Origin of the sequence: Hymenobacter segetis (assembly GCF_038448715.1) — a bacterium.
Classification (GTDB): Bacteria; Bacteroidota; Bacteroidia; order Cytophagales; family Hymenobacteraceae; genus Hymenobacter; species Hymenobacter segetis.
The window spans coordinates 75,358-89,154 of sequence record NZ_JBCEVZ010000018.1; the positions used below are offsets into that span (position 1 = coordinate 75,358).

Annotated in this window: 15 protein-coding genes; 5 read left to right on the forward strand and 10 right to left on the reverse strand. The window is 63.7% G+C overall.

Annotation, left to right across the window (positions count from 1 at the left end):
• Positions 1-81: 81 nt before the first annotated feature.
• From AAFH49_RS09750 to moaA, 6 genes are all read right to left on the reverse strand, one after another.
• Positions 82-1,656: an MDR family MFS transporter gene (locus AAFH49_RS09750; RefSeq protein ID WP_342297680.1), complete on the reverse strand. Its 1,575-nt coding sequence runs from the start codon at positions 1,654-1,656 to the stop codon at positions 82-84.
• Between the two features lie 153 nt (positions 1,657-1,809).
• Complete coding sequence (locus AAFH49_RS09755) at positions 1,810-2,601, reverse strand: SDR family oxidoreductase (protein WP_342297682.1); 792 nt, start codon at positions 2,599-2,601, stop codon at positions 1,810-1,812.
• Positions 2,602-2,608: 7 nt separating this feature from the next.
• Positions 2,609-3,007 carry a cupin domain-containing protein gene (locus AAFH49_RS09760; RefSeq protein ID WP_342297683.1) on the reverse strand — a complete coding sequence of 133 codons (399 nt, stop codon included), beginning with the start codon at positions 3,005-3,007 and terminating at the stop codon, positions 2,609-2,611.
• Between the two features lie 173 nt (positions 3,008-3,180).
• On the reverse strand, positions 3,181-4,341 hold the full coding sequence (locus AAFH49_RS09765; protein ID WP_342297684.1) for an MFS transporter: 1,161 nt from the start codon (positions 4,339-4,341) through the stop codon (positions 3,181-3,183).
• 231 nt (positions 4,342-4,572) lie between these two features.
• Positions 4,573-5,367, reverse strand: coding sequence for an alpha/beta hydrolase (locus AAFH49_RS09770; RefSeq protein ID WP_342297685.1), 795 nt, complete (start codon positions 5,365-5,367; stop codon positions 4,573-4,575).
• A gap of 73 nt (positions 5,368-5,440) precedes the next feature.
• Positions 5,441-6,478, reverse strand: coding sequence for a GTP 3',8-cyclase MoaA (moaA, locus tag AAFH49_RS09775; protein ID WP_342297687.1), 1,038 nt, complete (start codon positions 6,476-6,478; stop codon positions 5,441-5,443).
• A 136-nt stretch (positions 6,479-6,614) separates the two neighbouring features.
• Here moaA and AAFH49_RS09780 point away from each other — a divergent pair, with 136 nt between their 5' ends.
• Positions 6,615-6,857, forward strand: coding sequence for a MoaD/ThiS family protein (locus AAFH49_RS09780; protein WP_342297688.1), 243 nt, complete (start codon positions 6,615-6,617; stop codon positions 6,855-6,857).
• A gap of 90 nt (positions 6,858-6,947) precedes the next feature.
• A complete protein-coding gene (locus tag AAFH49_RS09785) occupies positions 6,948-7,370 on the forward strand; it encodes a molybdenum cofactor biosynthesis protein MoaE (RefSeq protein ID WP_342297689.1) in 423 nt (140 codons plus the stop codon).
• Between the two features lie 127 nt (positions 7,371-7,497).
• Here AAFH49_RS09785 and AAFH49_RS09790 read toward each other — a convergent pair whose 3' ends face one another.
• The 3 genes from AAFH49_RS09790 to moaC form a co-directional block, all read right to left on the reverse strand.
• Positions 7,498-8,190 (reverse strand): porin family protein, encoded by a 693-nt coding sequence (locus AAFH49_RS09790; protein WP_342297690.1) that lies wholly within the window; start codon positions 8,188-8,190, stop codon positions 7,498-7,500.
• Positions 8,191-8,353: 163 nt separating this feature from the next.
• Positions 8,354-9,550 (reverse strand): NTP transferase domain-containing protein, encoded by a 1,197-nt coding sequence (locus AAFH49_RS09795; RefSeq protein ID WP_342297691.1) that lies wholly within the window; start codon positions 9,548-9,550, stop codon positions 8,354-8,356.
• A gap of 8 nt (positions 9,551-9,558) precedes the next feature.
• Entirely contained in the window at positions 9,559-10,050 is a 492-nt protein-coding gene (gene moaC, locus AAFH49_RS09800; RefSeq protein WP_342297692.1) for a cyclic pyranopterin monophosphate synthase MoaC, read from the reverse strand.
• A 248-nt stretch (positions 10,051-10,298) separates the two neighbouring features.
• On the opposite strand from moaC, the gene AAFH49_RS09805 reads away from it, so the two are divergent.
• Together AAFH49_RS09805 and AAFH49_RS09810 are read left to right on the forward strand one after the other, a co-directional pair.
• Positions 10,299-11,366, forward strand: a complete 1,068-nt coding sequence (locus AAFH49_RS09805; protein WP_342297693.1) for an SDR family oxidoreductase — start codon at positions 10,299-10,301, stop codon at positions 11,364-11,366.
• A gap of 104 nt (positions 11,367-11,470) precedes the next feature.
• Positions 11,471-12,694, forward strand: a complete 1,224-nt coding sequence (locus AAFH49_RS09810) for a molybdopterin molybdotransferase MoeA (protein ID WP_342297694.1) — start codon at positions 11,471-11,473, stop codon at positions 12,692-12,694.
• Between the two features lie 331 nt (positions 12,695-13,025).
• Here the strand turns inward: AAFH49_RS09810 and AAFH49_RS09815 are convergent, their stop codons facing one another.
• On the reverse strand, positions 13,026-13,601 hold the full coding sequence (locus tag AAFH49_RS09815; RefSeq protein ID WP_342297695.1) for an NUDIX domain-containing protein: 576 nt from the start codon (positions 13,599-13,601) through the stop codon (positions 13,026-13,028).
• 72 nt (positions 13,602-13,673) lie between these two features.
• On the opposite strand from AAFH49_RS09815, the gene AAFH49_RS22215 reads away from it, so the two are divergent.
• Positions 13,674-13,797 (forward strand): DeoR family transcriptional regulator (locus AAFH49_RS22215; RefSeq protein ID WP_425293328.1); only part of this gene is annotated, 124 nt, incomplete at its 3' end.

Below are 13,797 nucleotides of genomic sequence, written 5' to 3' on the forward strand. Positions count from 1 at the left end.
AACAGCGCGGACGCCCGCGGGCCTGGAGGCCCACCAATAGTCGGCACGGGCCACAGGCCCGCGCCATCGCTGTAATTACCCCTACTCCACCGCCGTGGGCACCTTCTCATTGGCCTTTCGTAGCGGCAGCTCCGGCACCAGCAGCGTGAGCAGCAGGCCGCCCACTACCAGCAGAATATCCACCATATACACCCGCCGGATAGCCGTGGCGAAGGCGGCCCGCACCGCCGGGTCGGCCGCGCCGGCGGTGGTGGCGGGCACGGCCGGGCCTTCGGCTACCACCGCCGGGCGGGCGGCCGTGGCGGGAGTCTGCGCGGCGGCCGGCAGGCTGTGGGCCAGCGTGAAGGTGAGCACCGCGCCCAACGCCGAGGCCGCCAGCGCCCCACCAATCTGCCGAAAGAACTGGCTGGCCGAGGTAGCCTGGCCCATGAGCGTGGGCTCGGTGGCGTTCTGGACGGCCAGGGTGTAGAGCGGCATCGTAGGTCCCAGGCCCAGGCCGCAGACGGCCAGGTAAATGAGCACCTGATAATACTGCACCGTGGGCGGCATGGTGGCCAGCAGGCTCAGCCCCCCGAGCAGCAGCACGAGGCCGCCCAGCATCCAGCGCTTGTAGTGGCCGAAGCGCGATACCATCTGGCCGGCCAGCATCGAGCCCGTGACCACGCCCAGCGACAGCGGCATCAGGCTGGCCCCCGCCCGCGTGGCCGACTCGCCCAGCACGTTCACCATAAACAGCGGCTCGAAAATGATAACGCCCAGAAACGCCCCGCCCATGCAGAACAGCGCCGCATTGGCCGTGCGGAACACCGGGTTTTTGAACAGACTGAAATTGAGAATCGGGTTCTCGTGCCGCAGGCTGCGCCCCACAAACAGCACCAGCGCCACCGCTGCTCCGGCCAGCAGCCCAAGCGTGAGCGCGCCCGCCCACGGATACAGCGCCCGGTTGAGCTGCAAGGCCACCACCAGCGGCCCCAAGCCGGCCATCAGCAACGCGGCGGAGATAAAATCGAACGGCTTGGGTTCGGTGCGCGGGCGTAGCGGCGGCATTTGGGTGATGATGAACCAGAGGGCCAGCAGGCCCAGCGGCAGGTTCACGTAGAACACCAGCCGCCAGCCTGCCACGCCGGGAATCAGCCCCGTACCCTTATCCGTGAGAAATCCGCCCAGCAGCGGCCCCAGCACCGACGACGTGCCAAACACCGCTCCCGTAAACCCCTGGTAGCGCCCCCGCTCGGCCGGCGCAAACAAATCGGCGATGATGATGAAGGCCATGGCAAACAGTCCCGCCCCGCCAAACCCCTGAATGGCCCGGAACACCACCAGTTGCGTCATGCCATCGCCCAGCACGGGCAGCGTCCCGAACTCGCCCGCCAGCCCGCACAGCCCCGAGCCCACCAGAAAGATGCTCACCGCCACAATCTCAATGGTGCGCCGCGAGTACATATCGGCCAGCTTGCCGTAGATGGGCACCAGCGCCGTGCTGGCCACCAAATAAGCAGTAGCTACCCACGTAAACCGGTCGAGCCCGTGCAAATCGGCCACAATGCGCGGCAGCGCCGTGCTCACGATGGTCTGGTCGAGCGAGCCCAAAAACATGGCCAGCAGGATGCCGGCGAAGGTGAGCATCTTCTGGCGGTGGGTGAGGGTTTCGGTCAAGGGGAAGGAAAATGGAAGTCTGGAGCAAAAAAGAACGTCATGCTGAGCGTAGCCGAAGCATCTCTACTGAGGAAGTAATCAGTTACTCTCGCGGTAGAGATGCTTCGGCTGCGCTCAGCATGACGTGTTACTATACGCGCCCGGCGCCAAATGTTATAGCAGCGAGCGGATCCACCCGCCATCCACCGGCACCGACGTGCCCGTGATGTAGCTGGCCCGCTCCGAGCACAGAAACGCCGCCAGCGCCGCAAATTCGCGCGGCTCGCCCAGTCGGCGCATGGGTATTTCGGCCTCCCAGCGTGCCGTGGCCTCGGTCGATGAAATGCCTTCGCGAGCGGCCGTAGCCTCGGCCAAGCCCACCACGCGCTCGGTGCGGGTGTAGCCGGGCAGAATGTTATTCACGGTGATGCCTTGCGCTGCTACTTCGGTGGCTAGGGTGCGGGCCATGCCCGTCACGGCCGCCCGCAGGCTGTTGGAGAGCATGAGGTTGGCCACCGGCTGCTTCACCGAAATGGAGGTGATGTTGAGAATGCGGCCCCAGCCACGCGCCTTCATACCGGGCAGCACGGCGCGGGTCAGCTCCACCACGCTGGTGAGGAGCAGGCTGGTGGCGGCCTGCCACTGGTCGGCGCTCAGCGTGTCGAAGGTGCCGGCGGGCGGGCCGCCGGCGTTGGTCACCAGGATATCGATGCGGCCGAAACGGGCCTGGCCGGCTTCGACGAGACGGGCCACGGCGGCGGGGTCGGCCACGTCGGTGGCTATGCCCAGCACGGGCGTGCCGTATGCTTGCTCGATGGCCGCGCAGGTTTCCTGCAAGGCCGCATCGTGGCGGGCGCAGAGGATGAGCGCCGCGCCCTCGGCGGCCAGTTCTTCGGCCACGGCGCGGCCCAGGCCCTGGCTGGCGGCGGCCACCAAGGCAACTTTCCCTTTTAGTCCGAGGTCCATAAACGGGCTATTTCAGGCGCAGGTAGTCGTCCGATTTATCGAGCCAGTCCTGGCGGGGCGGGCTGAAAATATCCACGTCAAGCGTGTCTTCGATGGCCTCCGCCTTGTGCCACACATTGGACGGAATGTGCAGTACTTCCCCCACACCCACCACAATGGGCTCGGCATCCTCAGAGCCAATCCAGAAGCGCAATGCCCCTTCGAGAATGTATGTAATTTGCTCGTTGTGGTGCTGGTGCAGGGGCACGATGCAGCCTTTTTTGAGGTAGACGTGGGCCAGCATCATCTTGTCGCCGGTGATGAGGCGGCGCGAGAGCTGGTCGGTCACCTGCTCTTTGGGCATATCGTCCCAGGTGTATTTGGTGGCGGTGGGGTTGTCGGGCATGGGGTGTTTGAGTGGGAGCAAAGAATTAAGAAGAACGTCATGCTCATCTGGCGTCCGCGCAGCCGAAGCATCTCGCTCGGGGTAGTAACTCAATCGCAAGGAAAGGGTTGCTGCCTTCGAGCGAGATGCTTCGGCTGCGCGGACGCCAGATGAGCATGACGTTCTATTTCCCTTGGCTTTCCTACTCCCAAACCCTACACCCGCACCCTACTCGCCACCGCCGACACGCACAATCCCATGAAGGCAATCAGCGCAAACGACACCCGCAAGCTCGTGGCCCCGGCCAAGAAGCCAATAATCGGCGGTCCCAGCAGAAACCCGAAGAAGCCGATGGTGGACACCGCCGCCAGCGCCATCCCGGCCGACATATGGGTAGACTTGCCCGCCGCCGAGTACACCAGCGGCACCACCGCCGACGTGCCAAACCCCACCAGCAGAAACCCCAGCAGCGCCGTGGGCAGCATCGGCCACGCCACGGCAATACTCAAACCGGTGGCGGTGAGCAGGCCGCTGAGCTGAATCACGCGCTTCGAACCGAGGCGGTGCGCCAGCCAGTCGGCCCCGAAGCGGCCGGCCGCCATCGTACTCATAAAGGCTGTGTAGCCTGCCCCCACCCAGTCCTTATCGGCCTGAATGACTTTCTTGAAATACACCCCGCTCCAATCAAACATCGCCCCCTCGCAAATGAGCGCGCAGAAGGCAATGGCCCCCAAACCCAGCAGTTCCTTGTCGGGTTTCACGAAGATGGGCTGGTCGGGGTCGACGCCCGAATCCTCGCGCACGGTGGAGCCGGCAGCTACGGCCAAGCCGGTGAGGATAAACAGGGAAATGAAGATGAAATGGATGCCCGGCGGCACCGCGTGCCCAATCATAAACGAGCCCACGGCCGCCGCCACAAACCCCGCCAGACTCCACAGCCCATGGAAAGAGGCCATGATGGGCTTGTGCTGATAGAGCCGCTCCACGCCCACAGCCTGGGTATTCACCGAAATATTGGTGAGGTTGCCACCCACCCCGAAGATAATCAGGCACGGCAGCAGCTGCCAGAGGCTGCCGGCCCAGCCCAGCCCCAGCAAGGCCGTAGCGTAGAGCACCACGCCCCACAGCACCACCCGGCGGCTGCCGTGCTTGGCCACCAGCCACCCTGCCAGCGGCAGCGACAGCAATTGCCCCAGCGGAATGGCCAGCAGCACGCCGCCCAGCGCCGCCTCCGAAATACCCATCTTCTGCTGCACGCTCGGAATGCGCGAGGCCCAACTGGCAAAGCACAGGCCCAATAGAAAAAACAATGCCCCCACGGCCAGGCGGTGGGTTTTGCGGGAAACATAGCCGGCGGCCGGCGGTAGCGAAATCATATCCATCATCCAAAAATCTGGTCGGCAATCAGCCGGGGCCGGGGCTCCGGTTTCGGCAAATTACAAGCATTGCCAACGCCGGCCAACGCCGGGAAGTTGCTCTATTTAGAAAAGAGGCGCTTCTCCGTCAGCAAACGTTTCCGACTTCATCAAGCTTCAGAATCAGCTCAAAAATTTCTAATTATCAGCGTTTTACATACCACACCCGTTAACTACCTAATTGAATAAACGCTACTCCAATAGCTTCGCCAGCTCCCGACGGTACTGCGGGTTATCGGTCATGCCGTTGTGGCGCGCGCCGGGCAAAACGATGAGCTTATCCGTGGGCTTGAGCAAGGCCTTGAGCCGAAGGGTCGAATTGTAGTCAATTACCTCGTCGTGGTCGCCGTGAAATAGCACGATGGGCGCACCGACCTGGCCGATAAGCTCGTTGGTGGGCATGGGGTAGCGCAGCACAAAGCCCGGCACGAAAGGATAAAGACGCGTCGCCATGTCGCGCATGCTGAAGTACGGGGCCTGCAAAATCAGCAGCCTGGGGTGATGATGGACGGCCAGCCAGGTGGCCGGCCCGGTGCCGAGCGAATAGCCGAGAATAACCGTGCGGTTTTCGGGATATTCGGATTGAAGCCGTTGGTAAACCGTGTCTACGTCGGCCAGCATCTGGGCCTGGTTGCTGATGGTGCCGCCACTTTTGCCGTAGCCCCGGTAGTCGAGCAGGAACACGTCGTAGTGCAGGGCAGTGTATGTGGCGGCGGCATCGCCCCAGCTATCGAGCGCGCCGCCATTGCCGTGAAGGTAAAATATCAGCCCTTTAGAGTTCGGGGTTTTGAAAAGCAGGCCGTGCAGCCGGGTGCCGTCGGCGGCCGTGGTCCACCGCTCCTCAAACTGGCCCGGGAAATGAAACTGATAGCCGGCCGGCAAATGCGTGGGCGCGAACAACAGCTTCTCCTGCTTGAAATACAGCACGCCGCACAGCAACACGTACAACGCCGCCACCACGCCTACCACGATAAGCACAACTTTCATAAGCAACTGGCCGCAGCCTACCGAAGCAACTGCCTCCGGGGCTGCCAAGGTAAATCCGCCGGGGCGAAAGGCCCTACCCCCCAATCGTGGCCATGCTCTCGAAGCTGAGCTGGTGCAGGGGCCGCTGCCGCTCCGCCTCGAAGCCATTGGCCGCCCGGTGGCGGAAAGCGGCCGAGAGCGCCGCCACGATTTCCTCGTCGGATTTGCCGCCGCGCAACAGGGCGCGGGTATCGAGCACGCCCTGGTCGTAGAGGCAGGTTTTGATGCCGCCTTCGGCCGTGAGGCGCAGGCGGTTACAGGTACCGCAGAAGGTACGCGAGTAGGCTGCGATAATGCCCACCGTGCCCCGGTGCCCCGATATAGTGTATTCTGAAGCCGTGGCCCCGGCCGCCATGCTCACCGGCGTGAGCGCGCCAAAATGGTCTTCCAGGTGCTGGCGGATACGGATGTGGTTCCAGGGCAAGGAGGCGGGGCCGGCTTCGTGGCTGCCGCCGTTGAAGGGCATTTCTTCGATGAAGCGCACGTCCACGGGCAGGTCGCGGCTGAGGTCGGCCAGCGGAATGAGGGCGTCGATGTTCTGGCCGTCCATCACCACGGCGTTGATTTTTACCTGAATCCCGGCATCGAGCAGGGCGTGGAAGGTTTCCAGCACCTTAGGCAGCTCGTCGCGCCGCGTGATTTGGAAGAACCGCTCGCGGTTCAGCGTATCGAGGCTGAGGTTCACGGCCTTCACGCCCAGGCGGGCCAGGGCGGGCACGTGCGGCGCGGTGAGCACGCCGTTGGTGGTCAGACTGATGTCATCGATGCCCGGCAGCTGGGCCAGGCGCTCCATGAAGGGCACCAGGTCGCGCCGCACGAAGGGCTCGCCGCCCGTCAGGCGCACTTTGCGCACGCCCAAGCCGGCCAGCAGGCCCGTGAGGCGCAGCATTTCCTCGTAGCTCAGCAGCTCGTGCTTGGGCATGTACTTGATGCCTTCTTCGGGCATACAGTAGAAGCAGCGCAGGTTGCAGCGGTCCGTTACGGCCAGGCGCAGGTATTCCAGCGGGCGGCCGTGCTGGTCGAAAAGGGGCGTGACGGCCGGCGCGGCCGGGGCGAGGATAGATGGAAGCACGTTTATCACCAATTTTGCCCGGCTGTACGTAAGACAGCCGGCTTGTGGTAAACCCCGGACGGCGGAAAGGTGTTCAGCCCACAGCCCCAAGCTCGGCCAGCGGCCGGGTTTCGCCCCAAAATTTACGTCGAAAGATATGTCATTAAAAGTCTCCCTCTTCGGCATCACCCGCGACATCGTGGGCACGTCCGTCATCGAGCTGCCGGCCCCCGCCCCCGCCACCGTGGGCGAACTGCTGGCCGAAATGCGCCGCCAGTATCCCGCCCTCGGCGACCTGCGCAGCTGCGCCGTGGCCGTGAACAACGAGTACGCCAGCGCCGATACGCCGCTGCACACGGTGGACGAAATTGCCCTCATCCCGCCCGTGGCCGGCGGCTGATTTTCCGTAGCGTGGACTTTTAGTCCGCGTGTGAACCGCATAATTCTGAATCTACTGACTCGCGGACTAAAAGTCCACGCTACTGCCTGCATGACCCCACACCTCGCCATTACCGACCAGCCCATTGACATTGCCGCCGCCCTCGCGGCCGTGCAAACCGACACCGCCGGGGCGGTCAATTCCTTTATCGGCACGGTGCGCAACCAGTCGGGTGGGCGACCGGTGCGCCGCCTGCACTACGAGTCCTACGACAGCATGGCCCTCACGCAGCTGGGCCACGTCGTGGCGCAGGCTTACGAGAAGTGGCCTATGCTCCAGAAAGTAGCCGTGGTGCATCGCAAAGGCACTTTAGAGCTCGGCGATGTGGCCGTGGTGGTGGCCGTAGCCACACCGCACCGCGCCGAAAGCTTCGCCGCCTGCCAGTTCATCATCGACACACTGAAGCAGGTGGTGACCATCTGGAAACGCGAGGAATATGAGGATGGGACCGAGTGGGTGGCGGCGCACCCGTAATGCAAGCTCGTGTAATCGGCTGTCATGCTGAACGCAGTGAAGCACCTTATCACGTCAGAACCAATCGTTCCAACGTGATAAGGTGCTTCACTGCGTTCAGCATGACAAACGCAAAGCAAACAATGATTTACTTGCTTGGAATCAGGTACCCTAGCGACAATTGAAACGCCGAGTGGCGGGCGTTTTTCAGGTCGCCGTAGAAGTCGCTGTTGTTGCTGGGTTTCACAAAGTCGCTGAAGGCGCCGGTGTAGCGCAGGCTCAGGCTCAGGCCGTTTTCGGCTTCGTAGCCCACGCCGGCCAGGTAGCCCAGCTCGCTGCGGTTGAAGCCGCTCACGTCGGTTTTGTTCTGGGACTCAGTGGTAGTGGGCGTGCCGCCGAGGGCCGGCGTGGTGGTGGTTTTGGTTTGGTTGTTGGCGCTCAGCAGGTAGGAATACTGCGGGCCGGCCTCGAAAATCAGGCCCGAAGCACGCACCTTCAGCAGCACTGGCACATCGAGGTAGTTGTAGTTCACGCTTCCTTCGCGCTTCTGCTTGCCGCCGAGCAGGCCGGTATATTCGGTGGGCTTGTTTTCGAAGCCTTTCTGCGAGTACAGCACCTCGGGCTGCACCGAGAAAAAGCCGTCGGTGGTGACGGGAATGTTGAGCATGGCCCCGCCCAGGAAGCCGAATTTATTATTGTAAGTATCCTGATTTTGAATGTTGCCGGCCAGGTTGGAGTAGTTGGCCCCGGCGCGCAGGCCGATGCGGATACTTTGGGCCTGAGCCGAAGAAACAGCAGCCGTAGCCAGAAGCGCGGCAGCTAAAATTGCAGTCTTTTTCATGATGAAATAGGGTTAATTGATAAGACGTGTCGCGGGCGCTTCTATCAAAAACGTGCCAACACGCGGCCCTAACGCCCATTACCCAAATAATAGTCTGAGCAGTAAGGCAAAAAAATAACCGCCGGGCGGGCGGTTATTCCTGGCAGTAGGTCGGTTTGGCAGGCTAGCGGCTTAGCTCCTGGGTGGCGGCGGCGCGCTCGGCGGGCGTGTTCACGTTGCGCAGCTCATCGGGCGCGGGCGGGGCCAGCAGCTCGATATCGGAGTTAATCAGCGCCTTGCGCGGGCAGGAGTAGCCGAGGCTCAGAAACCGCAGCAGCTGCCCGTAGCTGTGCGGCTCCCAGATGCTCACCAGCGGCTCCGGAAACTCATCCCACGGGCTGCGGAAGGAGGTGGCCATCCGCGCCGGCTGCCGGTTAGTCACCAGGTATTCCAGGGTGTCGCGGGTGAGGAAGGGCAGGTCGCAGGCCAGTACCAACCAGGCCGCGTTGGGGTCGGCCTGGAAGGCGGACAGGATGCCGCCCAGCGGGCCGAGGTTCAGGAAAGTATCGGGTATGGCGGTGAGGCCGGCGGGCAAGTCGGCGGCCTGGTCGGGGCGCACGGATACGCGCACGTCGGGGCAGAATTCGGCCAGCAGCGCGGCGGTGTGCTGGCGCTGGTCGAGGCTGTGGTAGTGGAGCGCGCCTTTGTCGGTTTGCATCCGCTCGCTGCGGCCACCGGCCAGCACGAGGCCGCGCAGCACGGGCACCGCCAGCTGGTACCATTGCTTGATGAAGGCCGCGATTTTAGCGGTGTCATTCAGCGGCAGCACGGGCGGCAGCGGTGCGGCACTGAGGTGCTCCAGCAGTACGGCGGGCAGTTCGGCCTGGCCTTCGGCGAGGAGAATGAGGCGCACGTCAGTGAGGCGGTCGAGCTTCTTATCGAGCGGCTTGCGCGGGTCGACGATGACGACCTGCTGGCGGGCGCGGAAGTGGTTGCCGTTCACCAGCACGATGCTTTCGTGGGCCAGTAATTCGGGCTGCGAAAACCGGTCCAGCGCCCGCGTCAGGTTGAGCTGGCGGTAGGTGATTTTATCCACCAGCTCGGCCGAAAGGCCATTTTCGGCCACGTAAGGCACCGGCTTAGCGGCGGTATCTGAAGATTCTTCAGCAGCGGCGGAGTCGCCGGCGGCATGGTCGGCATCCACGTAGGCCACGCGCAATTGTGGGGCCAGCAGCGGCAGCAGCCGGGCCACCAGCGTTTGAATCTCGCCGCAGGGCGCTCCCAGAATGGCCAGCTCGTGGCGGCCGAATTCGCCCACATCGGGCCGGACCAAGGCGGCGTGCTTGGGCCGCTTTACGGTTGAGTTTGGTAGACTATCCATTTCGGAATTTACGAATTTTCGGCGCGATGGAAATCTTTTTTGCCGCCGGTCTTCTCAATGAGCTGCACGCCTTCGATGGAAATATCGTGCGAAAAGGCTTTGCACATGTCGTAAATGGTGAGCGCGGCCACAGTGGCGCCGGTCAGGGCTTCCATCTCCACGCCGGTGCGGCCGGTGACCACGGCAGTGCAGACGATGCGCAGGGCCGTGGGCCCGTCGGGCTCGATGGTGATGCTGCAATCATCCAGTCCCAGCGGGTGGCAGAGGGGGATGAGGTCGGCGGTTTTTTTGGCCCCCATGATGCCCGCCAGGATGGCGGTGTGGATAACCGGGCCTTTGTGCGAGGGCATTTCGCCGGCCTGTACGCGGCTCAGCAGCTCCTCGCCCAGCACTACGCGGCAGTGGGCGCGGGCCACGCGGCGGGTCGGCGTTTTCTGGCCGACATCCACCATCGTGGGTTGGTTGGCGGCGTTGACGTGGGTGAAATTCTTGGTTAGCATAGGGCTGTAGAGACGCATAATTGCGTCTAATCGTTGGATGGGTTCTAGCGCGGACTTTTAGTCCGCGACACCGGGTGCCGTGCGGAGGCGCGGACTAAAAGTCCGCGCTACATCTCACTTAGCCAACTCGGCGGTGAATTGTTTCGGCGCAAACTATTGGACTAGTCAGCCGTTTTCAACCCAGCGCCGGGCCACAACAGCCCCGGTAGCCCCGGCGAAATCCGCCCCCATCCACCCCGATTCTCATCATGACCAATACCGCATTAGTAGTTGGTGCCAGCGGCATCATCGGCAGCAACCTGGCCCAGGAGCTGCTGGCAAATAACTGGCCCACCTACGGCCTAGCCCGCCGTCCCGGCACCGATATTCCCGGCCTGCAACCTGTGGCCGCCGACCTCATGGACGTGGCCAGCCTCGAAGCTGCCCTGGCCGACATCAAGCCCACGCACGTCTTCATCACCAGCTGGATGCGCAACGATACCGAAGCCGAGAACATCCGCGTGAACAGCGCCATGGTGCGCAATCTGCTGGCCGTCCTCGGCCCGAAACATTCGGTGCAGCACGTGGCACTAGTAACCGGCCTGAAGCACTATCTCGGGCCGTTTGAAGCCTACGTGAGCGGCGGCGTGGCCCCGCCTACGCCCCTGCGCGAGTCGCAGCCCCGCCTGGCGCTCGACAACTTTTACTACGCCCAGGAAGACGAAGTGTACGCTGCCGCCGCGCGCGACGGCTTCACCTGGAGCATCCACCGGCCGCACACCATCATCGGCAAAGCGGTGGGAAATCTGATGAACCTGGGCACCACGCTGGCCGTGTACGCCAGCATCTGCAAGGCCACGGGGCGGCCATTTCGCTGGCCCGGCTCGCGGGCGCAATGGGAAGGGCTGTCGGACGTGACCGATGCCCGCGTCATCGCCAAGCAATTGGTGTGGGCCGCCACCACCGAGGCCGCCCGCAACGAGGCCTACAACGTGGTGAACGGCGACATTTTCCGCTGGAGCCAGCTGTGGGGCCGCCTCGCCGAGTGGTTTGGCGTGGAGGCCGTGGGCTTCGATGGCAGCATTCACCCGCTGGAAGCCGAGATGGCCGGCGATGCCGAGCTGTGGCGCGAAATCGCCAACAAGAATGGTTTGGCTGAAGCTGATTTGAGCCGCCTGGCCTCGCCCTGGCACACGGATTTGGATCTGGGCCGGCCCATTGAGGTGATGACGGACATGGCGAATAGCCGCAAGCGGGGCTTCACCGTGTTTCAGAGTACGGAGGATTCATTCTTTGATTTATTTGCGAAGCTGCGCGAAGACCGGCTGATTCCGTAGGACGGTGTAGGGGCGGGGCCTGCCCCCGCCCGTCGTTGAACGACACAAGCGCGAGCCTAACGACGGGCGGGGGCAGGCCCCGCCCCTACTTCCATCAAATTCCCATGCTCTCCCCCGCCGAAGCCACCGTCCGCGTCCTCGCCACCGCCCGCCCGCTGCCCACCGAAACCGTGGCCCTGCCCCATGCCGCCGGCCGCATCCTGGCCGAAACCCTCACGGCCGACCGTGATTTCCCTCCCTTCAACCGGGTGGCCATGGACGGCATCGCGGTGAGCTTCGCCGCCTGGGCCGGGGGCCAGACGGAATTCGACATCGCCCACACCCAGTATGCCGGCGAGCCCGCCCGCCCGCTGCCCAGCCCGCAACAGGCCGTGGAGGTGATGACCGGTGCCGTGCTCCCCGCCGGGGCCGACATAGTCATTCGCTACGAGGACCTGCTGCTGCACGACAACCGCGCCCGCATCCAGATTCCGCCGCCCGCCGCGGCCGGCGTCAACATCCACCACCAAGCCGCCGACCGCCACGCCGGCGATGCCCTGCTGCGGCCCGGCACCCGCCTCGGCCCGGCAGAGCTGGCCGTGGCCGCCACCGTGGGCGCCGCCGAAATGGCCGTGCTGCGTGCTCCGGTAGTGGCCGTGGTGAGCACCGGCGACGAGTTGGTGGGCATCGGGGCCACGCCCCTGGCGCACCAGATTCGGCGCTCCAACGTGTATGCCCTGCAAGCGCTGTTTGCCCAGGCTGGGGCCGATATTTCGCTGTTTCACCTCTCCGATAATGTGGAGGAGCTGCGCGTAGGCCTCACCAATATCCTGGCTGCCGGCTTCGATGCCGTGGTGCTGAGCGGGGCCGTGAGCAAGGGCCGCGCCGACCACCTGCCGGGCCTGCTGCGCGAGCTGCACGTTGAGGAAATCTTCCACGAAGTGCAGCAGCGGCCGGGCAAGCCGCTCTGGTTTGGGGCGCGGGCCGACGGGCCGGTGGTGTTCGGGCTGCCCGGCAACCCGGTGTCCACCTTCATCACCGCCTGCCGCTACGTGCGGCCCTGGCTGCGCGCCGTGCAGCAGCCCGCCAGCGCGTCCGAAACGGCTGCCTCTATTGAAGCTCCCCAGCCGGCTGTGCTCACCGTCGATATCACCTTCAAGCCCCAGCTCACACACTTTGTGCCCGTGCGTATGACCGTGGACGCGGAAGGCCGCCGCTTGGCCACCCCGCTCCGCGTGGGCGGCTCCGGCGACATGATGGGGCTGGTCGGTGCCACTGCGTTTCTGGAACTGCCGCCGGAGCCGGCCGTATTTGCGGCGAGGACTGTGTGGCCGGCCTGGGGGTTATAGCACATACTTTAGCTTGTGCCAGGCCTGAATGCTGATTGCACGGGCGTGCAATGCTCTTTCGCATCCTCAAAAGCCAATTACACGGGCGTGCGACGCACTTCTGCATTATCAAAAGCCGGCTGCACGGGCGTACAATGCCCTTCCACACCCTCAAAAGCCGACTGCACGCCCGTGTGACGCGCTTCCGGGCCCTCGAAAGCCGGCTACACGCCCGTGCAATGTCCTTTTGGACATCCAAAAGCCGACTGCACGGGCGTGCGACGCACTTCCGGTAGTACTGAAAGCCAACTGTACTGAGGTACGCCGCCCTTCCACTCCTCCGAAATGCCGGCTACGCCAGCAGCTGCCGCAGCCGCAGGTGTTGCAGCAGCATGATGGTTTTGCCGTCCTGGATTTCGCCGGTTTTTATCATCGCCAGGGCCGCTGGCAGGGGCATTTCGAGCACTTCGATTTCCTCTTCTTCGATGCCGCCGCCGGCGTGCTGTTCGGTGGCCGCCGAGTATTCGGCCAGGTAGAAAAACAGGCGCTCCGTGACCGAGCCGGGGCTCATATAGGCCTCCATCACCTTCTCGACGTGGGTGAGGCGGTAGCCGGTTTCCTCCTCCGTTTCGCGGATGATGGCCGTGTCCGGGTGCTCATCATCGAGCAGGCCGGCGCAGGCTTCGATGAGCATCCCCGTGGGGTTGCCGTTCACGAAAGTGGGCAGGCGGAACTGCCGGGTCAGGATGACGTGGTCGGTGGCGGGGTCGTGGAGCAGGATAACGGCCCCATTGCCCCGGTCGTAGGCCTCGCGTGACTGGGTTTCCCAGGTGCCGTTTTTGCGTTGGTAGTCGAAGGTGATTTTGCGCAGGGTAAACCAGTCGTCGGACAAGGTTTGCTGCTCGCGGAGGCGGATTCGTTCGTTCATGCCGGGGTCGAAAGTTCGTTACTGTTCGTTTTTGTTTCTTTGCGATTGTTTAGAACAAGTAACACCACGGCGATGAATTTCCAGCTGCGCAAGCACCACTTACTGGCCACCCTGGAGCAGCACGGCACCGTGCTGGTGGCCGAGGCCGCCCAACAACTAGGCACCACGCCCATCACCATCCGGCGCGATTTGGCCC

What these genes read in the sequence shown, in the direction of transcription:
- AAFH49_RS09755 (WP_342297682.1), bottom strand. Translation starts at nt 2,601, where the DNA reads ATGGACCTCGGACTAAAAGGGAAAGTTGCCTTGGTGGCCGCCGCCAGC.
- AAFH49_RS09765 (WP_342297684.1), bottom strand. Translation starts at nt 4,341, where the DNA reads ATGATTTCGCTACCGCCGGCCGCCGGCTATGTTTCCCGCAAAACCCAC.
- AAFH49_RS09770 (WP_342297685.1), bottom strand. Translation starts at nt 5,367, where the DNA reads ATGAAAGTTGTGCTTATCGTGGTAGGCGTGGTGGCGGCGTTGTACGTG.
- AAFH49_RS09780 (WP_342297688.1), top strand. Translation starts at nt 6,615, where the DNA reads ATGTCATTAAAAGTCTCCCTCTTCGGCATCACCCGCGACATCGTGGGC.
- AAFH49_RS09785 (WP_342297689.1), top strand. Translation starts at nt 6,948, where the DNA reads ATGACCCCACACCTCGCCATTACCGACCAGCCCATTGACATTGCCGCC.
- AAFH49_RS09790 (WP_342297690.1), bottom strand. Translation starts at nt 8,190, where the DNA reads ATGAAAAAGACTGCAATTTTAGCTGCCGCGCTTCTGGCTACGGCTGCT.
- AAFH49_RS09795 (WP_342297691.1), bottom strand. Translation starts at nt 9,550, where the DNA reads ATGGATAGTCTACCAAACTCAACCGTAAAGCGGCCCAAGCACGCCGCC.
- moaC (WP_342297692.1), bottom strand. Translation starts at nt 10,050, where the DNA reads ATGCTAACCAAGAATTTCACCCACGTCAACGCCGCCAACCAACCCACG.
- AAFH49_RS09805 (WP_342297693.1), top strand. Translation starts at nt 10,299, where the DNA reads ATGACCAATACCGCATTAGTAGTTGGTGCCAGCGGCATCATCGGCAGC.
- AAFH49_RS09810 (WP_342297694.1), top strand. Translation starts at nt 11,471, where the DNA reads ATGCTCTCCCCCGCCGAAGCCACCGTCCGCGTCCTCGCCACCGCCCGC.
- AAFH49_RS09815 (WP_342297695.1), bottom strand. Translation starts at nt 13,601, where the DNA reads ATGAACGAACGAATCCGCCTCCGCGAGCAGCAAACCTTGTCCGACGAC.